At 36.7% G+C, this 25,511-nt stretch carries 20 protein-coding genes and 1 pseudogene; all 21 read right to left on the bottom strand.

What is annotated here, in order from left to right:
• Positions 1-49 precede the first annotated feature (49 nt).
• On the bottom strand, positions 50-922 hold the full coding sequence (locus NSQ71_RS08625; RefSeq protein WP_066246656.1) for a hypothetical protein: 873 nt from the start codon (positions 920-922) through the stop codon (positions 50-52).
• A complete protein-coding gene (locus tag NSQ71_RS08620; RefSeq protein ID WP_063389561.1) occupies positions 894-1,469 on the bottom strand; it encodes an RNA polymerase sigma factor in 576 nt (191 codons plus the stop codon). The genes NSQ71_RS08625 and NSQ71_RS08620 overlap by 29 nt, the downstream gene beginning before the upstream one ends.
• A gap of 371 nt (positions 1,470-1,840) precedes the next feature.
• Positions 1,841-2,494, bottom strand: a complete 654-nt coding sequence (locus NSQ71_RS08615) for an MOSC domain-containing protein (RefSeq protein ID WP_063389562.1) — start codon at positions 2,492-2,494, stop codon at positions 1,841-1,843.
• Between the two features lie 262 nt (positions 2,495-2,756).
• Positions 2,757-3,677: a malate dehydrogenase gene (locus NSQ71_RS08610; RefSeq protein WP_094245712.1), complete on the bottom strand. Its 921-nt coding sequence runs from the start codon at positions 3,675-3,677 to the stop codon at positions 2,757-2,759.
• A 202-nt stretch (positions 3,678-3,879) separates the two neighbouring features.
• Complete coding sequence (locus NSQ71_RS08605; RefSeq protein WP_130157264.1) at positions 3,880-4,296, bottom strand: MarR family winged helix-turn-helix transcriptional regulator; 417 nt, start codon at positions 4,294-4,296, stop codon at positions 3,880-3,882.
• 79 nt (positions 4,297-4,375) lie between these two features.
• Entirely contained in the window at positions 4,376-6,007 is a 1,632-nt protein-coding gene (locus tag NSQ71_RS08600) for a DHA2 family efflux MFS transporter permease subunit (protein ID WP_445206423.1), read from the bottom strand.
• An 86-nt stretch (positions 6,008-6,093) separates the two neighbouring features.
• Complete coding sequence (locus NSQ71_RS08595; protein WP_063389565.1) at positions 6,094-6,738, bottom strand: HlyD family secretion protein; 645 nt, start codon at positions 6,736-6,738, stop codon at positions 6,094-6,096.
• A 426-nt stretch (positions 6,739-7,164) separates the two neighbouring features.
• A pseudogene (locus tag NSQ71_RS08590) lies at positions 7,165-7,718 on the bottom strand (PP2C family protein-serine/threonine phosphatase).
• 281 nt (positions 7,719-7,999) lie between these two features.
• Positions 8,000-8,317: an STAS domain-containing protein gene (locus NSQ71_RS08585; RefSeq protein WP_063389567.1), complete on the bottom strand. Its 318-nt coding sequence runs from the start codon at positions 8,315-8,317 to the stop codon at positions 8,000-8,002.
• A gap of 52 nt (positions 8,318-8,369) precedes the next feature.
• A complete protein-coding gene (locus tag NSQ71_RS08580) occupies positions 8,370-9,989 on the bottom strand; it encodes a methyl-accepting chemotaxis protein (RefSeq protein WP_340733680.1) in 1,620 nt (539 codons plus the stop codon).
• Positions 9,990-10,041: 52 nt separating this feature from the next.
• Positions 10,042-12,141: an HD domain-containing phosphohydrolase gene (locus tag NSQ71_RS08575; protein WP_340733678.1), complete on the bottom strand. Its 2,100-nt coding sequence runs from the start codon at positions 12,139-12,141 to the stop codon at positions 10,042-10,044.
• Between the two features lie 135 nt (positions 12,142-12,276).
• Positions 12,277-13,008 (bottom strand): LytR/AlgR family response regulator transcription factor, encoded by a 732-nt coding sequence (locus tag NSQ71_RS08570; RefSeq protein ID WP_063389570.1) that lies wholly within the window; start codon positions 13,006-13,008, stop codon positions 12,277-12,279.
• Positions 13,009-13,611: 603 nt separating this feature from the next.
• Positions 13,612-13,929: an STAS domain-containing protein gene (locus tag NSQ71_RS08565; protein WP_063389572.1), complete on the bottom strand. Its 318-nt coding sequence runs from the start codon at positions 13,927-13,929 to the stop codon at positions 13,612-13,614.
• Between the two features lie 99 nt (positions 13,930-14,028).
• Positions 14,029-16,068 carry a flagellar assembly protein A gene (locus tag NSQ71_RS08560; RefSeq protein WP_340733677.1) on the bottom strand — a complete coding sequence of 680 codons (2,040 nt, stop codon included), beginning with the start codon at positions 16,066-16,068 and terminating at the stop codon, positions 14,029-14,031.
• 60 nt (positions 16,069-16,128) lie between these two features.
• Positions 16,129-16,857, bottom strand: coding sequence for an EAL domain-containing protein (locus NSQ71_RS08555; RefSeq protein ID WP_066246638.1), 729 nt, complete (start codon positions 16,855-16,857; stop codon positions 16,129-16,131).
• Between the two features lie 738 nt (positions 16,858-17,595).
• Entirely contained in the window at positions 17,596-20,181 is a 2,586-nt protein-coding gene (locus tag NSQ71_RS08550) for a PAS domain S-box protein (protein ID WP_340733676.1), read from the bottom strand.
• A gap of 444 nt (positions 20,182-20,625) precedes the next feature.
• Positions 20,626-20,991, bottom strand: a complete 366-nt coding sequence (locus NSQ71_RS08545) for a PH domain-containing protein (RefSeq protein WP_063389575.1) — start codon at positions 20,989-20,991, stop codon at positions 20,626-20,628.
• Positions 20,992-21,060: 69 nt separating this feature from the next.
• The gene (locus NSQ71_RS08540) at positions 21,061-21,510 is read right to left on the bottom strand and encodes a DinB family protein (RefSeq protein ID WP_063389576.1); all 450 of its coding nucleotides are present in this window, start codon (positions 21,508-21,510) and stop codon (positions 21,061-21,063) included.
• A gap of 702 nt (positions 21,511-22,212) precedes the next feature.
• Entirely contained in the window at positions 22,213-22,416 is a 204-nt protein-coding gene (gene copZ / locus NSQ71_RS08535) for a copper chaperone CopZ (RefSeq protein ID WP_066246633.1), read from the bottom strand.
• A gap of 57 nt (positions 22,417-22,473) precedes the next feature.
• The gene (locus NSQ71_RS08530) at positions 22,474-24,870 is read right to left on the bottom strand and encodes a heavy metal translocating P-type ATPase (protein ID WP_063389578.1); all 2,397 of its coding nucleotides are present in this window, start codon (positions 24,868-24,870) and stop codon (positions 22,474-22,476) included.
• Between the two features lie 12 nt (positions 24,871-24,882).
• The gene (locus NSQ71_RS08525) at positions 24,883-25,158 is read right to left on the bottom strand and encodes a metal-sensing transcriptional repressor (protein ID WP_063389602.1); all 276 of its coding nucleotides are present in this window, start codon (positions 25,156-25,158) and stop codon (positions 24,883-24,885) included.
• Between the last annotated feature and the right edge of the window lie 353 nt (positions 25,159-25,511).

Below are 25,511 nucleotides of genomic sequence, written 5' to 3'. Positions count from 1 at the left end.
TTTACCGGAAAAAATAGTAGCTGCTCACATTTCTGATTCATAAAACTTTTTAATCCCACAATCCTTTTTTCGTGTCCTTCCATTCCCATTGCTCCAAAATCGTTGTTGTTCTTGAACCCCATCCTTCCAATGCTTCATTAGCAAACTCTCTCTGTATATAAAAGTACTGTCTGTTATGCTCGCTTAAATAAATCTCGCCCGTTCTCGTCTGCTCTACATTTTCATAATGAAAGGAACGGAGAGACCAATCAGGTATATTTCTTTTCTCTTCTTCTTCCGCTGATAAAACTTTATAAGAAACATTTCCCAGCAATTCATCTGTAATGTAATTTTCCGCCTCTCCTAAAGATGTCCCTTTTGGAAAAAACATGACATCAACTTCCCCATATTTTTCATTCACCGCTATCAGCTTTGCTCCGATCAAATTTTTTTCTTCAATATATTCTGCCTGCCAACGATCCGGAATATATGTGGTAAAAGGTAGTTGCTTTATGTTTACGAGGTGATACAGCTCCTTTTCTTCCATTCCTTCCAATGAAATTGTCATTTCGATCGATTCAGGTCGGTTGATATCTCCTTTTTCTTCTTCCTTTTCTGCATTTTGAGATTGTTGGGGAGACATTAGTATGCTTTGTTGATCTGAATGCTGGCCGCCTTCTTTCGTCTCATTTGTTTGAAAAGGAGGAAAAATCATTAGAAGGATGCATACAGCTGCTGCGGCCGCAAATGAGAATACAAGCTGAAGCTTGCTAGCGGCTTTTTTCCTTCTCTCTTTATTTCTAGCTAATTCAATTCCGGCTAAAGCTTTTTGAAAACTTTTTTCTTTAAATTCATCTGTCGGTTCTATATAAAAGTGATGAAAAAGCTGTTTTATTGACTCTTCACGCTTTTCGCTATTCGGCGGTACGAGTTGTTTTTTCATGATCATTCACCTCGCTTTTTAAATGGGCTGACAATTTCTTTTTAGCCCTTGTTTGCAGCGATTTAACCGCCATAACCGTTTTCGACATTACCTTGGCTGTTTCTTTTATAGACATTCCTTCAAAAAATCTTAAATAAAGGACCGTCTTTTCATCCGGGGACAATTTTTCCATACTGGCCATGATCTGTTCTCTGAGCGAATATTCCAGAATATTTTGTTCTACTAAATGTTTATCCTGTTTATGCCCTAAGTCCTCGGGGCTTAAATAGACTGTGTTATTTTCTTTTTTATACTTGCGATGGTAATCGATAACAACCCGCCTTCCAATTGTAAACAGCCAAGTTTTAAAGCTTGATCTTCCTTGAAAGTTCGCTAAATGAACCGCCATTTTATACATGACATCTTGAGCAATTTCTTCTGACCGATGATAATCCCCCGTCTGCATATATGCATAGCGGAGCACTTGGCCAATGTAGCGGTCATGAAGCTCACGGAAGGCTGAATCGTCCCCCTCTAAAGCCTTTTGAACCAAATCTTCATCTCGCATGCCGAGGTGCACCTCTCTTTCTCGTACAATCAATTAGACGAAATGCTGGAGAAAAAGTATCGAATCATCAGATTCTAGTTGCAGAAATAGATTGGAGGAATTCCCATTTTCTCACAAAAAGCAAGAACTCAAATTTTGGAGCTTTTTAGATGGCAAAGTTTTGTAAAATAAGCCAACGATCTGCCCTGCATCAGTGGATCGTTGGCTTATTATATGGGAAGTAGCTGAAATGTAAGACGCTTTCTCCACAGAAGCTCAACCTTTGAAAATAGTAATCTAAAAACAACGATCATTGAAATTTTAATGATCTCTCTTGCATTTCTAATTTATATACAAGCCGATTTTCCAACCCCTTCTTTTGGTAGATGTTCCTAAATGGATTGTAAGCGTTTCATCAATGAATCCCGAAAGCTTTCCGATAGTTCGTCCACACGAAGAATTTGTTCAATTCCTTCTTTATTTGTTTTATCATGAAACATGATTTGATTCGCAAAAGAAACCGTTATGTTTAGCGGATGTTTTTCAATGAGCTGCAAGCTTGATTGTGTCTCCACCCAGCCTTCTTTCAGCACCCGAAAATAAAAACCGGTATAACCAGTATTTTGAACACGAAGCGGCAAGTCATTCACCCTGTGCTTTTTGGCAATCTTATGGCATGGCTGCCGAGGCTGGCTAACTTGCACAACCGCTTCACCTAATTGGAACGTATCCCCGATGCAAACTTCTGTTTCCAACAAGCCTTTTACTGTCAAATTTTCACCAAATGCCACCACATCCAGCTTTCTTTCAAGCTCATGCTCCCAATAGGCATAATGATCATACGGATAAACGCATACCGCTTTATCTCTACCGCCATGATGAACAAGATCTGCCTGACCATCGCCTGAAAAATTAAGAAATGACAAAAAAACCGGTCCATCAACAGGCTGCTTTTGAATTCCAGTGACGAATTCTTTGCCGTTATATATGAAATTTTTCGGTTTTCCTACATTTATAGAAATAATTTCATAAGTTTTTGCTTCCATTTTGATCAACTCCATTAATTCTTTAAGATCTTCCAACTTCGTTTGGGAGCAGCAATAGATTATCGTTAAGCGGCAAGTCTGCAGTTTGTATGATTTTCAAAAAATCATACAGGATAAAAAAATCTATTCCAGTGCTGTAACCTCCTAAAATGGTTAAAAAGCTGAATTGGGAACAACCAAATAAAAACTAGCATAGTTTATAGTGAGCTTTTTTATTGTCTACTAGATAGATGCGCTCTTTTTGAAGAAACTTCCATTTTGTCTATTTTTTATTCATAATAAACTCGTTAATGAGACGCTTCACTTTTTCAGCAGATTGTTGAAATAACTCTTTTTCCTTTTGTTCGATTTCCCATTCAAGGATGCTTTGGATGCCTGTATGATTCACTGTTAGAGGTACACCTAAACTAATGCCAGAAACGTCATATTCTCCGTTTAATACCGCAGAACCGATTGCTGTCGACGTTTTTGGTTGAAGCAGCTGATCAATCAGCCTTTCCATACCGACGGCAGACGTCCACCCGGTTGTTCGGTTTATGCCTAGGTCATTGAAGTTTCGAAACCAATTTGTCAGCTTTTCTTTAACTTGAATTTTCTGATCTTCTGATAAAAGCAGCGGCTTATAGTTTACTTTGACTTGGCTGAAAAGCGGAACTTGTGTTTCTCCGTGCTCACCTATAACAGGGCTTGATACTTTATCATTCTCGTGTAGCTTTAGAACTCGGCGAAGCGCCCATTCAAACCTGTAGGAGTCATTCATGGTGTATCCGATTAATTTTTTCTTATCAAATTGAAACGTATGAACTAAATAGTAATTCAGAACATCGACTGGATTGGAAGCGGTGATAATCAAAGCGTTTGGGGCATGTTTTGCGACGGCTTCTCCGATTTGACGAAACAATTGCAAGTTTCCTTCTAAAAACTCATCTCTAGAAGAAATATCGGTTCGGTTTGGGATGCCTGCCGTAATGATGACGATATTAGAGTGCTTTAAATCGTGAAAAGTCCCTTTATAAATCGTTTTGGACGGATAAGCATTTTCCATATCCATTAAATGATTGAGCAGCAGCTTTTCATTTTGATCGATGAGACAAATTTCATCGATCGCTTTTTTCCCTGCTAATTTGAAAGCGATGGCGGCTCCAAGAGTTCCTGCTCCGCCAATGATCGTAATTTTGCACATTTTCTTTTCCCCCTTTGCAGCCGTTAAGATTCTACTCCACGTCAAACAGGCAGCATGACCCGTTTTGACATTGAATACACAAATTTCCCCGTCTTGTCAATGGATCATCTCTGAAAAAGTGCACCGTTTTAAAACAAGCTCGTCTCTTTTTGACTAAAATCACAAAGTCAGGCACTACTGATTTTGAAGACCACGGACGATATTATGGTATTTTCCGCAAAAGTCGAATTAAATCTTGAATTTCTTCTTCTGTAAATGCGTTGAATTTGGAACGCATATATTGAATCAAGTCCTGTTGAACCGCTATGATGGTTTCTTCTCCTTTTTTTGTTAAAGAGATATGGACAATTCGGCGGTCCTTCTTTGATCTATTCCGTTCGATGTAGCCTTTTTCGATTAGCTGATCAGTAATACCTGTGAGGAAACTGGGAGATATATCAGATTCTTGGGAAATGGTAGATAGTTTTTGAGGGCCGTTTTTCAGCAAAAACTTCATAATAAAAAATTCATTTCTTGACAAGCCATATTTTTTCCCCATTGTATAAAAATTTCGCAAATCACGAAAAATCCTTATAAATTCGTTCTCTAATTCCGTCATGGAGGAGGATGTCGGATTCATAATATTACTTTCCCTTCCTTTCACATATATAAAGGGTGTCCTCTGCCGGACATCCCCGTTTCATTCATTATATCTTTGTTTATAACTCTTGGGAAGATGCTTCTGTTTTAACTTTTGCTGCTTCGAACGAGCTTTCCTGGAGCGTTTTCTTTGGTGTTTTTAAGAAAAAGGAAAGAACTAGCGCGATGAATGCCAAAACGGTCGCAATGTAAAATGCATCGTTGATCCCTTCGATGGTTGATTGCTGCAATGCCTGCCCTAAAAGTGCCTGAGCACCAATAGTTTGACCAGCATGTGCAGAAAGTCCGGCTGATTGAGCCATACTGCTGCCAAGTGCTTGCAGCTGATTCATCAACATTGGATCAGTTTTTGACACAAGATTCGTATAATCTGATAAATGATTTGTTGATTGCTGTGTCATAACCGTTACTAATAATGCGGTTCCAATAGATCCAGCCACTTGGCGTATCGTATTCGACATGGCTGTTCCGTGGGAAATCATCTTTAATGGCAGCTGATTCATACCGGCAGTCATGATTGGCATCATGATCAATGACATTCCGAAAGACCGCAGCATATATATTCCTAATAAGGTTGTGTAGGGCGTATCGGCCGTCAGCTGCGTGAATTCATATGTTCCATATGTTGTAATGGCCAAACCGACAATTGCTAATCCTCTTACACCATATCGATCGAAAATTTTTCCTGCTATCGGCCCCATTAATCCCATGATCATTGCTCCTGGAAGCAATAATAAACCCGATTCAATCGGTGTAAAACCGCGAATATTTTGTAAATAAATCGGGAGAAGCAGCATTCCTCCAAATAATGCCATAGTAACAATCGAGTTGATAATTAATGTGAACGTAAAGAGGTTGTACTTAAATACTCTTAGTTCAAGCAGAGGTTTTTCCACATTCAATTGTCTTACGGCAAAGAAAATTAAAAAAACAACTCCGACCATTAAGCTGATGATAACTTCCGCGCTTGACCATCCTTTGCTTCCAGCCTCGCTAAACCCGTATAAAATGCCGCCGAATCCAATACTTGAATAAACAATCCCTTGGATATCAAACGTCGGGCGAGTTAATTCTTTTTCTAAACGGAACCAAATAAAGGCGAAAAAGATATCAATTAAACCGATCAAAGCCATCGCGTAGAACAAAAAATGCCAATCATAATTTTGCACAACCCATCCTGAGAGTGTCGGACCAATTGCAGGAGCCAGAATCATGGCAATCCCCATCGTCCCCATGGCTGTTCCTCTTTTTTCAGGAGGAAAAACAGTCAAAAAAATGTTCATGCCAAGCGGCATTAAAATTCCTGCACCAATCGCCTGAATAATTCTGCCAATCATCACCAATGGAAATGTTGTTGATACGGCACAAACGAGCGATCCAATTGTAAACGAGATCATCGCTGTAATAAACAGCTTGCGAAAACCGAAATTTTCAACTAAAAATGCGCTGATCGGTATTAAAATTCCGTTTGCAAGCATAAAGCCTGTCATCAGCCATTGTGCTGTTGTCGCATTGACATTTAAATCCGTCATCATGACCGGAAGCGCTACATTTAAAATTGTTTGGTTCAAAATCGCAATGAACATTCCAAACATTAAAACGAACAGCACTTTTCCAACCGGCACTTCCTTATCAAGTGCTTCCTCTTTTTTTGTATGCCAGTTTTTCTTTCTGACAAGGAAAACATTCATGACGATCAGCACAATCAGAGTGAAAAACGTATAACTGATGATAAACGGCATGCTTCCACCTCCTTCAGTTTATATGGTTAAATCATTTATTTATGGATGCGTACTTTTGCATTCATTCCCGGCATAATTCCTAGCCCTTTTGCATCCGCAATAGATATTTTCACAGGAATCACCTGTGTTACTTTCGTATAGTTTGCGTCCGCATTTTCACTTGGAAGCAATGAGAAGACGCTAGCTGTTGCTTTTCCGATTTGCTCTACTTTTCCCGAAAGTTTAGACTCGCTGTACCCGTCGATGTAAATATCAACATCTTGACCAACTTTTACATCCCCAATAATGGTTTCTTTAATATTGGCAGTGATCCATAAATGATCGAAATCATATGCATATGCCAAAGGGGTACCAGCTGCCACAAATGAATTTTCTACCGCATTTGTTTGGACAATCGTTCCGGACTGGGGCATTTGAATGCTGACAGGTTCATCCTCCCCAGGTACGGCTAATTTTCCAATGACTTTATCTTTCTGAAATTGTGCTCCAACCTTTCCATCAAATTTTGTCAAGACTCCGGAAGCAGGGGCGGCGATCACTAATTGCTGTCCGTCCACTTTTGCGTAATCTGTTTTAATATAGTTGACCGACTCATTGTAATAATAGAATCCGGCAAAACCTCCTAAAACCAAAACAACGAGAACAACAATATTTAATATGACCAACTTTTTCACATTCATTTTTTATCCCCCTTACAAAAAAAATATTCATTAAATAAATATTTCATTTTGTGAAATATTTATAAACTGCATTATTTATCATATGACAATCGTTTATCCGAGTCAATGTTTTTCGTGTACCGAAATATATATATAAAAATGACCCAGACAGTACAATGGACTGTTTGGGTCATTTTGTCCAAAAAGCATAATCATGTTCCATTCGATTTTTGATAAAAAGCTGCTGAAAACATTCATGAAAGTCCAAGACAAACGAACGAAATCTCAAAAAGAAAACGGTTTAAATAAATCACATTGTAAAAATGCTGCATGAATAGGAAAAGAGCAGCTATGATAAAAGCGATTCCCAGCCCAAGATTTATTTTTCCAACTAGTGTAAAATTTTTTATTTCAATTCCTCCAAACAATCACGTTTTCAAATAAACGTTACATGACAGGCGAATTTAAACTTGAAATATCGACTTTTTGTTTCCCTACTTTTAAGAATACCATAGTCATATCATCTTTTTGCGGAACGCCTTCTGTAAATTTATGAATCGATTCCAGCACTTTTTTTTCAATCTCCCCAGCATTTTTATCCTGATTTTGTTTTAACGTTTCGATCAGCCGTGCCAATGTAAATTGCTCGCCGCGTTTATTCTGCGCCTCAATGATTCCGTCTGTATAAAAGAAAATTGAATCATGTTCAAATAATTGGATCGATTCTTCATGGTAAATTTGATTAGGAAGACCGCCAATCATAATCCCTTTCACTTTTGGAAGCTCATGTACCCGCCTCTTATAAACAGCGGAAGATGATGGCCGGCATTTGCATATGTAAACGTTCCCGACAGCGGATCCCAATCGGCACAGAAAACGGTAACAAAAGATTTTAACTTTCTCAAATCATTGTATAACGCTTTGTTCATTGCAGTCAGCGTCTTTCCGGGGCTTTGCGTGCTTTCAGCGGCTGTCCGAAAGGCGCCGCGCGTTAAGATCATGAGCATCGCAGCAGGAATCCCTTTTCCCATCACATCCCCAATAACGATGCGCACTTTTCCGTTGACAAGCGGATAAAAGTCGTAATAATCCCCGCCAATTAATCGGGCAGGTATAGAATAGCCAAATACCTCTCCCCCTTCGATCGATGGAGCATGCCCGTTCAACAACGTTGTTTGTATCGTCCGTGCCAAGTTTATTTCCCTTTGCAGCATTTGTTCCTTTCTCTTAACATCTTCTATCGTATAGGAAGATTGCTGATACGTTAAAAAGTCTCTTTGCATCAAACAACCTCCCCTTGAATCGATTTTAAAATTTCGTATAATCCAACTGTTTCAAATAAATGGTTTGTGAAATCATTCATACCTTTAAAAACTAATTTAATGTTTTTTTCTTGAGATAAATAAATTAAATCGATGATTTCACCAATTCCGGATGAATCAATGAATTCCAAATAGCTAAAATCAATCGTCAATACTTGAAAATTGCCGATTTCATTAAAATGAGCATGAAACACATGAGCCGTTGAAATATCTAAAACTCCTTTAATGTATAATGTGAGGCTTTGATCTTGAATTTCCTTTTGAACCGTAAGACCCATACATACCCTCCTTAGCAGAAAAACTGAGCAATCATTTTCACCTTTATGTGTTTCATGATTCTTGAACTTTAAATTTATTTATTTTATTTTCTAAATCCTTTGAAAGGTTGTCTAATTGAATAATAATTTCATTCAATTGCTGTATCGCATCAAAAGAAGATAAATTCATTTCCGTAACTTTTTTGACATTTTGTTTCATCAAATCATTCAATCTTATGAGTTGATGACTTGATTGAATAATAAAATTAGAGACATGATGGAATTCAAAATGATTCGCTTCTTTTAGTTTTTCCAGTTGTTGATTGATATTTTCATAGTTTTGTCGTATTTCTTTCACTTCTAATTCTATTTCGTGAAAAATTTCCCGCGATTCCTTCGTCATGGTTGTTGAAACTTCGTCCATGACATGAAAGTAAGAGTGTACTGTCTCTGATAAAACGTTTGAAACGAGCCTTAATGTTTCAAAATCGTTTTTAATATCGACAATTAATTGGCTGATGCTGTCAGTCATTTCATTTAAATGGGCAGCAATATCACCGAATTCATTTTTCTGATCGACATGAATTTCTTCGGTCAAATCGCCTGCTGCAATTTTATTAATATAACGGTGAATAGTAGGGATCGGTGTTAAATATTTTTTCATAATGACCTGCAAAACGAAAAATATAATGACAAAGGCAGCAACAAATGACAGGACAAACAAAAAAATGATATTATGAAAAAACTTTGTGCCAGCGCTTAAGTCGGTGACAATCGTAATAACCCTGTCATTTGGAATTGGCAGATAATATTTCCGATAGTTTTCCCCCAGTTTCACTGACTCCATTTGATTTTCTTTCAGAACTTTTTGAATATAAAAATGATCTTTTTCATGCTTATATGAATTTTTCCCATATAATATCGGCGCATCTCTTTCCGGTTCAATAATATCTCGATTTTCGCTCCGAAGCAGTACATTGGCATTTATAACCGCAATTTCTTCGATTTCACTTTCTTTAAATTTTTGAATTGAATGAATAAGAGCTTGAGGATCCGAATGTTTTGTTGCTTTATAAATTTCAGAATCGAGAATATACGGATTGATCATAAAATCGGTCGTTCCATCATAATAATAGGCATATTTAAAATATTTGTTTTCCCAGTCTGATTTGGAGATCGGACCAACCCAATAATGTTCTTGATAATAACCTTTCCCTACTGTTACAGGCTTACCTGACATCAGTTGTTGAAAAGCATCATACCAATACCCCCACTCTTTTGTGCTTAAACCAATTTCATTGGGGTCTGAAGATTGGGCAATGATTATATCATCATTTCTTCTTACCAATAAAGAAATATTGTACACATCATATTTATTGCGCAATGCAATTAAATCTTGCTGAGTCACTTCCTCGATCGTTTTCCCGCGCAATTCTTTTGCAATCTCTTTTGAAATTAAGTGCAGCTTTTCGTCAATTAAACGTTCAACCGTTTTTTTGGAATTTTCGCTGATTTCTATCGCGCTTTTTAAAATGCTTGCTGTTCGTAACACATCATTTCTATGAAAATGATCAAATTCTTTCTCCATCTGCCTGACAAAAATAAAGATGAAAATAGAACAAATAATAATCGGAATAAGCGCAATCATCGTAATAATTTGACCAATGATCGTTTTATTCTTTAAGAAATTCATCCGCATTCACTCCGAACGAAAGGATCAAGTACTTGATGCAAAATGATCTTTATCATAATGGAATGTTTTTTCTTCTCTCTATGAGTCGATCCTTTAAATCTACTTCTAAAACAATCGTCGTTCCTTCTGTACTTGTATATATTGAAATTTTATCCATCATTTTTAACATAATGCTGAAACCGTGCCCAAATGACCGTTTGCTGGAATAACCTTCTAGCAATATGGATTTCGGCAGTTCGCTTAATTTGATGCCATTTCCTTTATCTTCTACAATCACTTTTAACCAATCATGGTTCAAATAAACTTTCATTTTTCCTTCAACCGCATGCTTTAATACATTTGTTACAGCTTCAGAAATAGATAAGAGCACATTATATCTTTTCTTTTCTGAAATATGCCGATCTTTTAACAACTGGTCAATAAATGTTCTACATGCCGCAACATCATTTTTTTCAGAAACAGGAAATTCTGCAATTTTCTCACCTTGATTAAAGCTTTTTAATTCTTCCCGTTCAATCAGAGTCAATTTTCCTTGTGTGACGGCGTATAAACAATCACGGTAAATTGTACGTATCCTCAATTCTTGTTTTCTCTCATATTCTCGTAAATGACTTACATCAAACAATAGACATAATATTTTCTTTTCCAAACAGATCCAATGAACGTTATACATTTTCCGACTTGGAACATCTTCAATAAATTCATGTGCATATCCATTTTGAATAGGATGATTCGTAATCAGGCTTTTGATTTGTTGTTCACAAGGAATCTGAACTTTTTCGCCATTTATATGATAGAAGCTGCCATTTTGATAAAATACAGCTTGTACAACAGCAAAATCTTTCAGAAGCTTCGAGCCTTTATATTTTATATCGTGAAAGTGCTGCTGATTTTGAGCCTGAATCAATCCCGGATGATGATCTTTGCCTGCCTTTTTGAAATCAGCTATTTTTAAAACAATTTCTACTAATTTTGGATCAAGTTTTGTATTCTTTAAATTTAGAAAAGCTTTCTTTTGATTGATAATTCCAGAAGAATGCATCAATTTGTCATACTCATTTGCCGCAGCAATAATGCGGGCTCCCAATGGAATTTCTTCTCCTTTTTTTCCATCCGGATAGCCTTTTCCATCCCATTGTTCGTGATGAAAACGGACATACTGGGCAGCTTTTTCGATTCCCGATATTGCTGAAACCATCTTTGCCCCTAACTCGGAATGTTGTTTATAAAGCTTTTCTTCTTCAAGCGTAAGAGCCCCTCGCTTCTGAAAAATTTCATGCTCCATTTGTATTTTTCCAATATCATGCAACAAGGCAGCGTAATGAACAGCATCAACATGTTTGGGGCTTAACTTTAACTCTTCTGCGATGCGGCGTGCTAAATCTCCTACCCTTTTAGAATGCCCCTTCGGCAAATGAACTTTTTGTTCCATATACTGTGTAATATTTTCTAAGGTCGTCAAATGGTTTTTTCTATGACGAACTAGTACTTGAGCAATGGATCGAGCGAATAGAAAAACAGCGACGGCAAAGATCGTTTCAAACCAAAATGGAAAAGGCTGTTGATCGTAATCAATAGCAGCAAGCCGAAATCCTAAAATAAATGTCACAGCAAATGCTAGCAATGTATCATTCATCTCTGTTTTCAAAACATCCGAAAAATTTTGAGAGAAAACGAGACTCTTATAGCTCATTGTAATGGCAAAAAAGATGAAAAAATATATAAACGTTGTGCATGCAAATGCGAAAACGGAGGTTATATATGTAAAAACGCCGAGTTTGCCAAAAAAATACTCAAATACAAATCCTGCTAAAAAAACAGCAACCGCACATTGACTAGCCTGAAATAACCAAGAAATAAAGCTTAATTTGCTATTGTAAAATAAGAATAAAGAAGCGATGAAAACAACAATCACAGCTTCCGGAATTCCCATTTGAACAAGAACCACAATGTTAAAAATGCTTGAACAAGAAAGCTTCTTACCATTGCGGAGTTCGATAGGAAATATTTCTAATATCCCTGCAAGAATCGCTATTAAAATGGCAAATGGCATATGTGTTTTCTCTAAACTCCATAATTGTATTAGAATAATGGGCAGGCCAAAGCCGATGACAATAAGCATGAACCCTTTCTCTTTCAACAAGATCGGCATGTATGATACACCTTTCTTTTAAAAACTCGGGTCAGACATATTTTACGAATTGAATGAAAAATCCCCGAATAATTTTTAAAGCTTTTTCAATATAAAAAAGAAAAAATCCATTTTAAAACTTCTCCCTTGCAAATATCATGCCCTTAACAATCCGTGCACCTCTTGTATTTTCAATTTCGAAATGTAGGCAACTTTATCGCTTCCAGAAAAATGGGCGGCATACGTTTCGCCTTGTGGTTCAATTTTTATGATCTTTTTCAAATTAACAATATAGGAACGATGAGTTTTATAGAAATTACAAGGCAATTTCCCTTCTATTTCTTGCAGGGATTCGTTTGTTTCGTGTTGATGTTCTGCAGTATGAAACACCGTTTTTCTTCCGTTCTTCTCAATAAAAAGAATGTCGTCTGATGAGATGTAATGAAAGGTTTGATTCGATTTAATCGAAAGCTTTTTAATCTCTTTAAATGGATGCTTGTTTAATAATTTTTTCTCTATTTCAATCGCTTTTTTCGCCTTTTCAAGCGCCGTAAATAATCGAGTCCGTTCAATTGGCTTTACGATATAATCTGTAGCAGACAGATTAAATGCCTCAACAGCAAATTCATCATACCCAGTTGTAAAGATGACTTGCAAGGACGGATGGATTTCTTTACATATTTTCATAGCTTCCATTCCGTTAATTTTCGGCATATCGACATCAACTAAAACAATATCAGGAATTTTCTTCATAAATCGTTGAATTAATTCTTCTCCGTCAGCTGCCTCACAGACGATTTCATATTGGGGGAACAATTGAATAAAATGGGATAAAATCAGTCTTGAAGGGTGATCATCATCTGCAATAATCAGTTTGTATTTCTCCATAAATCTCCACCTCGTTGCTCTAGTTTGCGTGCCGTCTTTTTGAGTTTATTGTGTATTCTGCATGGATGATGATGTTCCTTTTCAAAAGGAAAGCATGAATTGCGGATGAAACCGGCATCTTTCCTTGTTGGATGTCTCCATGATGCAGACAGCGTCTTCGATGTTTATCCAAGTACATAAAATGCTGAAAAGCCGTTTTGCTTTATGAATTTCACATAAATATTTTCATAAAATAAGTTTTTCATTATAATCAAATTTTGTCGCCGAAAAGATGCTTGCAAGCTGCGAAAAAGTTGAAATGCGTCGATTTCTTGCAAGGATCGTTCTGCAATTCAAATCTTTTCCCGATATAAAACCGCCGGGATGCCAATTTGAAATAAAAATTATTTTAACAGAAACATTATAGAAAAAATTTGATTTTTCCCCGGGCTCACAACTCAGTCTTCAACAATCTGTAAAATACATAAAATGCCAATATTAGTATTTTTTTACATATCAAAAGGTAGAAATCGGCTGTTTTGCTGATTTCTACCAATACTGCATCGTCTACATGTTGTTTTCTGCTTCTAAAATAGCACTCATCCCACTTCATTATCGTAATACCTATACAAATACATTTTCTCCTAAAATTTTATCTAATTGGAGCATATCAAATACATCTTTCACTAAAGGTTGAACGTTTTTTATTTTCACTTGAACATCCAACCCATTCTTTTTGACTGTCTCGATTAAATTTAATAGCAGTCCAATCCCGGTGGAATCAACGAAAGGAACTTCTTGAAAATCAAACTCAATATTTGTATAGGTTTGCAGAGCCGGAATAATTTCTGTTTCCATTAATTCCGCGACTTCAATATCTAAATCTCCGACAAACCGGACGTATGCTTTTTCGTTCAATTGATCGAGGCTATAAGAAAACATACAAAAATTCTTCCTTTCTAAATCATGCCTGTTCGTTTTGCTGAAAAATCTTTTTATAAACGGCACGTCCTTTTTCAAACGTCAACTGTTTTTATGTCGCTAAAATACAAGATTTCCATTTTTATCTAATTTCGCTATTATGTTTCTTTTCCCTTCATGAAACACATGCTTCATTTTTCCTATTTCGATGATTGTCCCTTCATTGGCATGATCAATGATAATTTTTCCATTGCTTGGCACGCTGATTTTTGTCATAACCCCGCTTTCCGAACCGCTCTCTCTCACCATGACCTCTTTTTCGGAAAATATTTCCCCGCCTCTGAGGACATTTTTTATGGCGATCGTTCCACCAGCATACACTTTGCTGTTAAAACAGCCTTGTCCAGTTATAAAAATGTCCCCTCGGGAATAAATGGTGCTATTTTGAGCATACTTTAGTTTGACAAAACAGTGATCATCCTGTTCATTTTTTTTCCGCTCTAACAGTTCAGTTATTTTTTGCATGAGCTGATTGATTTTTTCGATCGTATGGTATTCATTTACAGCAGGTGAAAGGAAACATAGTCTTAACTGTTCGCTAATTGTTAGCCATTCCAGCTCTAAAATATGACTCCCATTATTGCAGGTCGCAATATATTGCTTTACAAGCGTAAGCAAATTATTGAACTTTTTTTCAAGCAAAATTTTTATTAACGGCTGTAATCCTTTTGATGAATAGTCTGACATTTTATATGCAGGGAGCTTAATGACTTGATAAATGGATTTGATCAATTGATCCATTTGTTCTTGAATGCTTGTTAATAATCGAATGAGCTCGGATGAATAAATATTTTGTTTTCCTGCTGAGATTGTGCTTTTAATAAAGCTTCCATGAACGGCAATGGCATTTTTCGATGAAATTGTAGCTCCATATACATTTTTTTGAATCAAAATATTTCCATCCGCCTCTACAACCATTCCCTCTTCCACATTGCCAAGAACGTCCAGATCACCCTTAAAACGAATGTTTCCTGATAATAAATTCACATCATGAGAATGTACAAGTTTTGGCAATATAGATACTCTGACGATTAATCCCCTTTGTTCAATGAGAGGACGCCCCGTTTCTGTAGCTAAAATTTTTTTACCTTGCTCGATAAGAGCGATTCCCTTTCCCGGCTGAATCGTAAGCGGATATGTCGGTTTAGGTGGTAAAGGTTCGTTCGTAACCGTAATTCCAGGTATTCCAGGGACAGGAGGATGTACAATAGCAATGACCTGTCCTTTTTCAACTGAAGGGAACTCCTGTTTTTCACGAAAATCGACGGTTCCGTCTTCTTTTTCTTTCACTTTTGCTCCTTTATTTAAATCAACGAGAAGCTCGATTTTTCCATTTTCCCCTTCTTTCGGTTTCATGCCAGATGCAATTGTAAATTTTCCTGGCCGGTCCGTATGAATTGCTTTAATAATCTCGTTATGGTTAAATCCATGAATAACTCGCAGCTCTTCTAGTTTTTTTAAAATTTGATTGTAATCAACTGCTGGAATCGTTTCAACAATTTCTTCTCCTTCTAATACAATATGCTCACTAGGTTCGATATCTTTCACTTTATACGTTTTTCGATACCCTGGTTCTATTTGCAGTAAAACATGCAGCTTGTCAGAGTCGAGTATAATATCCCATTTACCTTCCGTTACAACTTCATCCGTTTGAATTTTATACTCATCCATTTCAGTTACGATGGTTGTTCCGGTAATGAGTTGACCATTTTTATACAACTTTATTCCTTTTCCAACAGTAACGGTCGGGTATTTATTTGAAGCTGGCTGGCAATATAATTTTCCATCTTTTATCCACACTTTACCTTCTAATGAATTTTCTTTTATTGGTTCAGAACTTGCAAATGATTCGATTTCTAACGAATCAATTATCTGTTCTAAGGGATCCTGTTTTATAGAGCTTTGCTTAGAAGATGTTTCCTGATCATCCAGCTTTGTTAGTCTGACGATCGCCTGTTTAGAACCAATTTTCCAAAATCCTTTGCCGCCTTTTTCGATGATTTCAATCGAAACTTTCTCCTTATCAGTTCCTAAAATACTCAAACCTAGTTCGATCGCTTCCTGTATGTTTTTTCCTTTCGCTAAAACTGACTGATTCATTTCCATCTACCTCTCCATATAAAATTCAGGAGAAACATGTTCATTCATCTGTCGGAGTGCTTATCGAAAAATATCTTCAATGGTGTGGACGGCTGATTTTTCTGGTTTTCCTAATAAATTTCCTTGGCCAACAGGAACTTTTAACAATTTTGCCTTAGCTAAGTCCATCTCCTTTTCGATTCCTTCCAAGATAATAGTGATTTGTTGTTTTGCATATTGCACTAAAAGCGAGACAATGTGCTGTTTTTCTTTAGAACGATATAATTCTTTAGTAAAATGCCGATCAAGTTTAATATAGCTTGCTGAAAAATCAACAATTTGTTGTAAAACAGCCGTTCCATTTCCAACGCCATATAATGCTACATCAAAACCGTTTTTCTTTAACATGTTTATTTTATCTTTTAAATCTGGCAAGTCCCATATATGCTTTTCACTTGGTGTATGATTTATTTGAAATACAACTTTTTCTTGTATTTGAGGATATTGTTTCAATAACCGCTCGACAAATTTTTCGAATTGATGATGAATGAGTGTGGAAGGGAAAAGATTGACGAATATTAATGAATCATCCAAACGTTCAATCGGAAAACACGTAATCGCATTTAATATCGCCTTTATGTTCAGTTCATAAAGACATCCTTTTCCCCGTGCCAGTTCATATATTTTTTCTATGTCCATTTGGCCATCTGGAAAGGTTAAAAATGCCTCATATCCAAATACATTCCAATTATTTAAATCCCAAATCGGTTGATAAACTGATTCCATTTTATTGGCTGCACTGTTTCTCATCTTTTCCCTCCCTTGCCATGTTTTATGATATTTTTGTTCTATGTTCAATGTAACTGTATTCCAACTTATTGTCTAACCAGCCTCCAGCATGAGAGGAACGTATTTTGACTTAAGAAAAATGATAGAGGACAGAATATGTCAAAAATCCGACATTTTACGACTTTTTTATTCAAACTTACAAATATTGTCCGAATAGTTCTTTTGAACTAAAAACAATAGCAAAAAAGACCTATGACTAAATAATCATACTAAAATTATTTCATTTTTTTTAGCAGAAGTTTGAATCCAGAAAGAAAAGCTTCAGAATCGTCATTGTCTTGTATTCATGATTTTGTAACTAGGAAATTGTATTTATGAAAAAAAAGAAGCTGCTGTGATTAGCAAGCCTCCTGTTCAAGTATGAAATTCTTCTGCTTTTACCGATATTGCCGGCAAGTTTGACGTGTTCGTCTAATAAAGTTTTTTATAATTCTCATTTCCTGTATTTCCACAAGATGGTATCTTTTGCTTAAGAAAAGGTTTTCATTATCACTGGAATGAAAAAAGCTTTGATTTTCATCAAACCTTTTACTTTTGCATATTGAATATTGCAAAACACATTGTAACAAGGCAACTGAACGGTCAGTCATTAAATTCCAACATTAAACGGAACTCTTTTAACCTATTTGAACAAAATAACATTTTTCCCATAACTCATGCGGCATTTTCCGTAAACATAGAAAACAGTTTATATATATATTAATGGTGCTGCCTGTGTTCTAGATCTTTCTTAACAGCCTGATTCGTTTCTCGATTCAACATAGGCAGTTTAATCCAAAAGTCACTTCCTTCTCCTATTTTGCTAACAACCCCAAATTCCCCGTTCATCAGCTCTATCAGTTGTTTTACAAGTGAAAGTCCGAGACCGGTTCCTTCAACTTGCACATGTTGAATACGATAAAAAGGTTCATATATTTTTTTCAATTCTTCTTCGCATATCCCGATTCCGGTATCAATTATGTGAATAACTAGAAATCCGTTTTGACATTTACAGGTTATATGGATCTGTCCACCTTCAACATTATATTTAATCGCGTTATCTAACAAATTTAAAATGACTTGTTTTAATCTTAACGAGTCAATGTGGATCATTTGATCCACACACTGATCAATGCTTTTGATGATTTTGATCCTTTTTTTGTTTGCCGCAGGCTTCATCAATGCTATACATTCACATATGACCGAATCAATTTGTACTTCGTCATTTGAAATTTTTATTTTTCCTGTTTCAATTCTGGAAAGATCTAAAATTTCATTAATCAAATTTAATAAATGGCGGCCTCCTTTTAAAATTTCTTCCACAAATGCTTGCTGCTGCTCCGTTAACGTTTTATCTAGTTCCAACAAATGAGAAAAACCAAGGATTCCATTTAACGGCGTTCTTAATTCATGACTCATTTTCGATAAAAATTCCGATTTCGCCATATTGGCTTTGACGGCTTCTTCTTTCGCCTGAATAATGCTGTTTTCCATCTTCTTTTGTTCTGTTATATCTTCAAACGTCCATAAATGGCCTTTCAGTTTCCCATCCATATAAAAAGGAAAATAACTTCTTTTCAAGATTTTACTATTTTTGATGTTCACTTCATCAGAGAAATGCTTATAGGGCGTGAAAATCTTTGACACTTCCCCTGTGTTCTCTTCGACCTTTCGGCCAACGGCTGGAAAATAATTTGTGATGCTTTTCCCAATCAGCTGTTTTATTGGCTCATTGATTTGAAAAATTTTCAATATCGTCTTATTTAAGGCGATAATCTTCATTTCATGATCAATCACAACAATTCCGATTGGCAGATTGTCAATAATCGTCCGTCTTAGTGCATTCGACTCATTTAATTTCATTTCCTGCTCTTTTCTGACGGTTATGTCTACACAAGAACCGATGACTTCAACAACTTTTCCATTTTCTATAACCGGACTTAACACAGCCAAGTAATCATATCCGTTCAGCTTTCCCTCAAAATGGACAATCTCGCCATTCCAGGCTTTCTGATAAGCTCGAAGCTGCCCTTCAGCGACTTCTTTCGGCAAAAAATCCCGCAAATCCTTTCCAATAATCTCATGGGGAGAATAGCCAAGTTTATAGAGCAATTCCCCTGCACATAACGTATGGATAAACTGATCGTTTATTTTGACGAACTTAAATGTCATTCCTTGCTGGCGTTCTAATGTATTCATTAAATCTTTCTGCATTTTTCGAAGTCGTTTTTGATATTGTTTTAATTCTTTCATATCTTTGGCGATGACGAAAAAACCTTCATTTTTTCCTTCAACGATCATAGGGACAAACGTTAAAAGTAAAGGAATCCATTCACCTTTACTATTTTTAAACGAAACTTCCATTTCATTTTCGTTATGCTCCAACAAACGATTCATTTTCTGTTTTACCCTTTCGGCATCGTCTTGAGGCAAAAACGAAAAAATCGATTGATGAATCATTTGTTCTTTTTTTGCTTTTAAGATTTCTAATCCTTTAGGATTTATATTCGTAATCATTCCGTCGATATTAATGATGAAAACGATATACGGATTATACGAAATCAATGACTCGTAATATAGATTTGTTGTTTCAAACTTTCTTTCTAGCTTGTTTTTTTCTTTTTGAACAAATGCAAAAATCATAAAAATCAAGATGATTGAAAGGAGGAGTTGATTTGCCAGCAATGTAGAAACCGAATAAATCTGCTCATATATGAATAATCCAGCTTTTTTTATTTCATTCATTACCGTATATTGAAAAATGAAAATACCCAATCCCAAAACAATTGAAGGTATTATGATCGCTTTCATTTGAAGCTTTTGAGATCGCTTATTGTGATGGAAAAAGGCAATCACTGCTCCCGCTAAAACAAAAGCGATTAAGTTAGAAAGAACGGAATAAAATCCGTCATATTCATTCCCTTTCAATGATTTTATACCAATATAATATATTACAAAAATACTTAAACCCACTACAATCGAAATCGCCGCTGCATTAGAAACATTTATTTGTTTATCTTTCATGGAAAAAACAGCGAATGATGCAATGATCCCTAGCAAAAAAGATAATAACGTATAGACGGTGTAATACGTTGCAATCAAATATAAATCATCACCGAGCATGTCAAAAAATTGCATCGACCAAATTCCTAACCCTACCCATATCGTTCCTAACATTATGTATAACCACTTATCCTTTTCAGTAGACACCTGTATGTTCTGAATCATGTGAACAGAAAAAAAAGAAGCAATGATTGCCATGACGACAGATGAAATCACTAACTCCCAATTAAACAAAGCTTCCATGTTTCACACACCTTATCTTATTTGCTTACATCATAAACAAATAAAGAAGGTTAGACAATTATTTTTACTCTGTGGAACCATTTTGAACAGAACGGAACAGTTTTTTTAGTAAAATATTAAAACTGTTTTTTGAAGACGGTGGAGTAATATGCCAAAGAACTTTGCAGATAAGCGGGATACTTTTTTTAAAAAGCGGAATTTAAAGCGTCATCCTAGTATTGAAAAAACAAAAAAAGCACCGAGATTTAAGAAATTTTATAGGTGCTATTGCTCTCAAACAATCATTCTATATGAAAAATTTCATAGAAGCAATTTTAAATGTTCTTAACAATCTTTGCATTTTATTGCACCTATTGATTCAAAAATCTCTTAGTGCAGCATTGTAAATGTTATATTTATTTATTTTTGTAAAATATAAAAATTCTTTTGATTTAAAGAGTACAACTACAGAATATGACTTGCAATGATTCGATCAAGCTTCCGAATATTCACTTTTTTATTTAATAATAATTTGAATTTCCCTGCCCTAGTCCATAGTTCGAGTTCTGCATTAAGGTCAATCTTTCCTCCATTTTCAGAAGAATACATGACAATCGATTTAAATGGAATGGTGTAGATTTCCACTTTTTTACCTGTAATTCCTTGACGATCGGCAATGATTATTCTTTTGTTCGTCACGACCGCAACATCTCGAACCGTTTTATACGCAGCTTCCGCAGTTTCCCCTTCAATTAAAATTTCCTCCACTTCTTTTGGAACATCTGTCTCTTCATAAAACGTCCAAGTCATAATAGAACCTACATTTGCCATACCTAATTTCCTCCCCTATTTGCTTCATTTATGAACAATAAACATAATTTTGGCAAACTGTCTTGGAGCTTATCTTACAAATGTGATAAAATCAACGTTCACTGGTTCATGCCGTTCAGATCGCAGTCTCAAGTTGATCTGTCCTCGATGGTAATGTCCGTGCAAAGCGACATGAGTTAAAATTTCCCTTAATGTATTTTGAAACTCGATTCCTTTACTGTTTTTGTAAGTGACAATGTTGTCTAAATCACGATTCGTCAAATTTTTCAAAAACGATGTAATGCTCTGTTCATTTTGTTTTGCAAGTTCTGCACAGGCATCTATATGTACATCCTCCCAAATCGCAATGTGTGAGCTGTCCAATCCTTGTAATCTTGTAAACCATAGTTTTTCAGTTAAAAGAATATGCGAAAACAAGCGCAGCGCCCCATTATTTTCCCCTTCAATCTTTTGCAAAGTGTCTAATATACGCTCGTTCGCCCAATGCAAGTGCTCAAACATCTTTTGAATCGTTTCCAATAAAAATCCTCCTTCTTTACTTTACTATGTATACAGCAAATGCTGTTCCTTTGAGTTAACTGACAATGATTAGGTTTTATCGTGCAAAAGTTCGTCAAATACACGGTGTATTTTCCGAATATTCTAATAATTTATTGTTGACAAGCTCCTGATTATGAATTCCTGTTTTTGACTGTTTTATCAAATAGGGAATATCCAACCTTTTAAAACTTTTTGGGAAAGCCACTCCAAAGATTGTTCAGAGTTTTGCATTCTGCCTCGCAAAATGACAAGTGTTGAAACAATTATAACATGAGTTCGCTTAAAAATTTAAACATTTTTTCGGTCTGCGAGCATAATTAAGCTCTCTATTATTAATCCAACTTCTGTCAAATATTATGCAAAATTACATATTCAATATACCTGCTTGACAGCCAATTTTCTCGTTGATTCGTTCAATCATTTCGCAAACTTTAAAAGTCGGATAGATCATATGCTTGCTGGACAGATCAAGCAATCAATAGTTTACTTGCTATCAGTTAGTATTTAATAATAGAAGAAGGAAAGGGGCATGCTGACATCAAACGACAAATAGTTAGTATTTATATCTATAGAAGGAAAGAGGTTGTAATAGCCTGACTCTTCTATTCAACCTTTTGAGGCATTGAAGCTCTTCATATAGAACTAGCAAAAGGAAAACCATCCCCTTTTAGGAGAGGATGGTTACTTGACATCGTAGCCTTGATCTTCAATGGCGTTTTTCATTTTTTCAACTGTTACTTTTTTGTCGTCATATTCTACCTCAACAGTTCCTTTTTCAAGTGATACTTCGACCTTTTCGACACCGTCCAGCTCTTTTAGAGCGTTTGTAACAGCCATTTTGCAGTGATTGCAAGACATTCCTTCTACTTGAAATGTAAGATTCATTTTCATTTCCTCCTTAGTATGATTTTAAGATATTCAGATTAAATCGTTGCAAATACTTTACAATTTTATTCGTTTTAAACGCAGAGCGTTTGTGACAACGGAAACTGAACTGAGTGCCATCGCTGCTCCGGCGATCCAAGGCTCCAAGAGGCCAAGGGCGGCAACTGGTATGCCGATTGAATTGTAGAAAAGAGCCCAAAATAAGTTTTGCCGAATGTTTTTCATCGTTTTTTGGCTCAAGGAAATCGCTTTTGGAATGTGTGTTAAATCGCCTCCGACCAAGGTGACGTCAGCCGTTTCGATGGCGACATCTGTCCCGGTTCCGATCGCCATGCCGATGTCGGCAACTGCTAGAGCGGGTGCGTCATTCATTCCGTCTCCAACCATCGCTACACGATATCCTTGCTTTTGTAGATCCTCCACGATTTTCGCTTTTTCCTCCGGAAGCACTTCAGCATATACTTGCCCGATCCCCGCTTCCTTCGCTACTGTTTCCGCTGTTCTTTTATTGTCTCCCGTTGCCATAAATATGTTGATTCCCATTTCCTTCAATGTTTGAATGGCTTTTTTTGAGCTTTCTTTAATAGTATCAGCGACAGCGATGATGCCGGAAAGCTCCCCATCAATTGCAACTAGCATAGCTGTTTTTCCTTCTGATTCAAGCTTCACCATTTTCTCCTCATGGGCTGAAGTTGCAATCGACCGTTCTTTCATCAGCTTTCTTGTGCCAACAAGTATATGTTTTCCATCTACTTTGGCTTCGATGCCATGTCCAGTCACGGCTTTAAAATGCTCCGGCTTTTGTATGTTGATGGAACGTGCTTTACCGAATTCTACAATTGCTTGGGCAAGCGGATGTTCAGAAGCGCTCTCAGCAGAAGCGGCATAATAAAGCATGCCTGTTTTTAATTCAATACAATCGGTCACTTCCGGTTTTCCTTTTGTTACCGTTCCCGTTTTGTCAAGGAGGACCGCATTGATTTTATGTGTTTCTTCTAGATGCTCTCCCCCTTTAAATAAAATCCCGTTTTCTGCCCCTTTTCCTGATCCGACCATGATCGATGTCGGCGTCGCCAATCCGAGTGCACAAGGACAGGCGATGACAAGAATAGAAATCGCTACTTCTAACGCTCTTGCCATATCATATGGCGTTATGAACAAATACCAAACAGCAAACATCACGATCGCAACGCCTACAACAATAGGAACGAATATACCGGATATGACATCGGCCATTCGCTGTATTGGCGCTTTCGATCCTTGCGCTTCTTCAACAATTTTAATGATGTTGGCAAGAGCGGTATCCTTCCCAACCTTTTCTGCCCGTATTGTTAAAAGGCCGTTTGTATTGATTGTGGAGCCAATTACTGCATCCCCTACTTTTTTCTCAACCGGGATAGATTCACCTGTGATCATCGATTCATCGACAGAAGACATTCCAGAAATGACCGTTCCGTCGACTGGAATTTTTTCTCCGGGCTTTACGATTATCTCATCCCCTACTTTTACTTGCTCCAGCGGGATCCATTCTTCCTTCCCGTCGCGGATGACCAGCGCGTCCTTCGCTTGCAGGCTTAATAGCTTGGAAATAGCTTCTGTCGTTCTACCTTTTGCAATCGCTTCAAAATATTTTCCAACGAGCACTAGGGTGATCAAGATTGCGCTCGTTTCAAAATATAGATGCGGCATATGATCGGAACGGCCGATTGATTTGATCGCTTCGTACAAACTATAAAAGTAGGCTGCTGATGTGCCGAGCGCCACGAGCACGTCCATGTTTGCGCTTTTGTTTCTTAAAGCCCGGTAAGCTCCTGTGTAAAATGAGCCGCCGATATAAAATTGAACAGGTGTTGCCAGCAACAGCTGAAACCACGGATTCATAAACAGATCCGGCACCGCAAGCCCCGTTTCAAACGGTAAATGGGCGATCATTGTATACAATAAAGGAAGCGATAATAAAATAGAAACAATAAGCTTTCTTCTTTTATGATGCAATTGTTCTTTTTTTCGATCCGATTGATGGGTAGTCTCGTCCCGAACTTGTCCTTTATAACCAAGCTTTTTTATTTTCTCTAAAAGATCTTCAACCGAAACAACGCCTTCCCTATATTCCACAACAGCGCTGTTTGTCGCTAAATTGACAGTCGCATTTACAACGCCTTCCGTTCTTTTCAGCCCTTTTTCAATACGTGCGCTGCATGCGGCACACGTCATGCCTTCAATATCCAATGTTACTTTTTCCGATTCGACGCCGTAACCTAACTGTTCAATTTTCCGCTGGATGTCTAAAAGATTTTGTTTCGAAGGGTTATAATGAATAGTTGCTTTTTCCATCGCTAAATTGACAGTTGCCTCTACCCCGTCCATTTTATTCAGCACTTTCTCAATGCGCGCGGAACATGCAGCACATGTCATGCCGGTAATGTTTAATGTGACAAGCTTCTGTTCGCTCATTTGTTCCACCTCTTATTTAGAAAACTGTTTGATCACATCCATCAGCTCGCGAATCGACTCATCACCGCTTCCTTCTTTGATCGCTTTCGCAACACAATGGCTGGCATGCCGCTCCAACAGGTTGAAACCTACTTTTTGCAGCGCAGCTTGAATGGCTGAAATTTGGACTAAAATATCAATGCAATAACGATTGTCCTCAATCATTTTTTGTACCCCACGAACCTGCCCTTCAATCCGTTTCAGCCTCTTTAAAAGCTTGTCTATTTCATCAGAAGTTCTAGGAACCATTATTTTCTCGTGATCATGTTTTTCATTTTCTGTCACTGACACCCCTCCCCTCTTTCGTTTGTATACATTATACCCGTTACAGGTATAAAAAGCAAATGATTCATCTTTCTAGTTTTTTTACAAAGATTCAACTCTATCAAGTCGTGAAACACAATTTTCTTCAAAAGCTGACCGCATACTTAAGAGTGGACAATAAAATTCAAAAATTGGTAAGATTCGTTTTAATAAAAAATCAGATAGCATGAGAGGTGCCTTCATGAAATTGTTTTCGTTTATAAAGAGGATGTATTTTTATATTTTTCTCTCGAACTATCGCTTATTCCCCCAAAAGGAATTTCCTCGTCCAAAATTCC

Origin of the sequence: Aeribacillus sp. FSL M8-0235 (genome assembly GCF_038000355.1) — a bacterium.
GTDB lineage: Bacteria > Bacillota > Bacilli > Bacillales > Aeribacillaceae > Aeribacillus > Aeribacillus composti.
The sequence above is the reverse complement of the archived record's forward strand: the minus strand, read 5'-3'. Positions and strand labels throughout refer to the sequence as shown.

What these genes read in the sequence shown, in the direction of transcription:
- NSQ71_RS08620 (WP_063389561.1), bottom strand. Translation starts at nt 1,469, where the DNA reads ATGCGAGATGAAGATTTGGTTCAAAAGGCTTTAGAGGGGGACGATTCA.
- NSQ71_RS08570 (WP_063389570.1), bottom strand. Translation starts at nt 13,008, where the DNA reads ATGGAGAAATACAAACTGATTATTGCAGATGATGATCACCCTTCAAGA.
- NSQ71_RS08545 (WP_063389575.1), bottom strand. Translation starts at nt 20,991, where the DNA reads ATGGCAAATGTAGGTTCTATTATGACTTGGACGTTTTATGAAGAGACA.
- NSQ71_RS08555 (WP_066246638.1), bottom strand. Translation starts at nt 16,857, where the DNA reads ATGAGAAACAGTGCAGCCAATAAAATGGAATCAGTTTATCAACCGATT.
- NSQ71_RS08580 (WP_340733680.1), bottom strand. Translation starts at nt 9,989, where the DNA reads ATGAATTTCTTAAAGAATAAAACGATCATTGGTCAAATTATTACGATG.
- NSQ71_RS08575 (WP_340733678.1), bottom strand. Translation starts at nt 12,141, where the DNA reads ATGCCGATCTTGTTGAAAGAGAAAGGGTTCATGCTTATTGTCATCGGC.
- NSQ71_RS08600 (WP_445206423.1), bottom strand. Translation starts at nt 6,007, where the DNA reads ATGAATGTTTTCCTTGTCAGAAAGAAAAACTGGCATACAAAAAAAGAG.
- NSQ71_RS08530 (WP_063389578.1), bottom strand. Translation starts at nt 24,870, where the DNA reads ATGAGCGAACAGAAGCTTGTCACATTAAACATTACCGGCATGACATGT.
- NSQ71_RS08525 (WP_063389602.1), bottom strand. Translation starts at nt 25,158, where the DNA reads ATGGTTCCTAGAACTTCTGATGAAATAGACAAGCTTTTAAAGAGGCTG.
- NSQ71_RS08565 (WP_063389572.1), bottom strand. Translation starts at nt 13,929, where the DNA reads ATGTTTTCTTATAGCCTCGATCAATTGAACGAAAAAGCATACGTCCGG.
- copZ (WP_066246633.1), bottom strand. Translation starts at nt 22,416, where the DNA reads ATGAATCTTACATTTCAAGTAGAAGGAATGTCTTGCAATCACTGCAAA.
- NSQ71_RS08605 (WP_130157264.1), bottom strand. Translation starts at nt 4,296, where the DNA reads ATGAATCCGACATCCTCCTCCATGACGGAATTAGAGAACGAATTTATA.
- NSQ71_RS08560 (WP_340733677.1), bottom strand. Translation starts at nt 16,068, where the DNA reads ATGAATCAGTCAGTTTTAGCGAAAGGAAAAAACATACAGGAAGCGATC.
- NSQ71_RS08595 (WP_063389565.1), bottom strand. Translation starts at nt 6,738, where the DNA reads ATGAATGTGAAAAAGTTGGTCATATTAAATATTGTTGTTCTCGTTGTT.
- NSQ71_RS08550 (WP_340733676.1), bottom strand. Translation starts at nt 20,181, where the DNA reads ATGGAAGCTTTGTTTAATTGGGAGTTAGTGATTTCATCTGTCGTCATG.
- NSQ71_RS08625 (WP_066246656.1), bottom strand. Translation starts at nt 922, where the DNA reads ATGAAAAAACAACTCGTACCGCCGAATAGCGAAAAGCGTGAAGAGTCA.
- NSQ71_RS08610 (WP_094245712.1), bottom strand. Translation starts at nt 3,677, where the DNA reads ATGTGCAAAATTACGATCATTGGCGGAGCAGGAACTCTTGGAGCCGCC.
- NSQ71_RS08585 (WP_063389567.1), bottom strand. Translation starts at nt 8,317, where the DNA reads ATGGGTCTTACGGTTCAAAAGGAAATTCAAGATCAAAGCCTCACATTA.
- NSQ71_RS08615 (WP_063389562.1), bottom strand. Translation starts at nt 2,494, where the DNA reads ATGGAAGCAAAAACTTATGAAATTATTTCTATAAATGTAGGAAAACCG.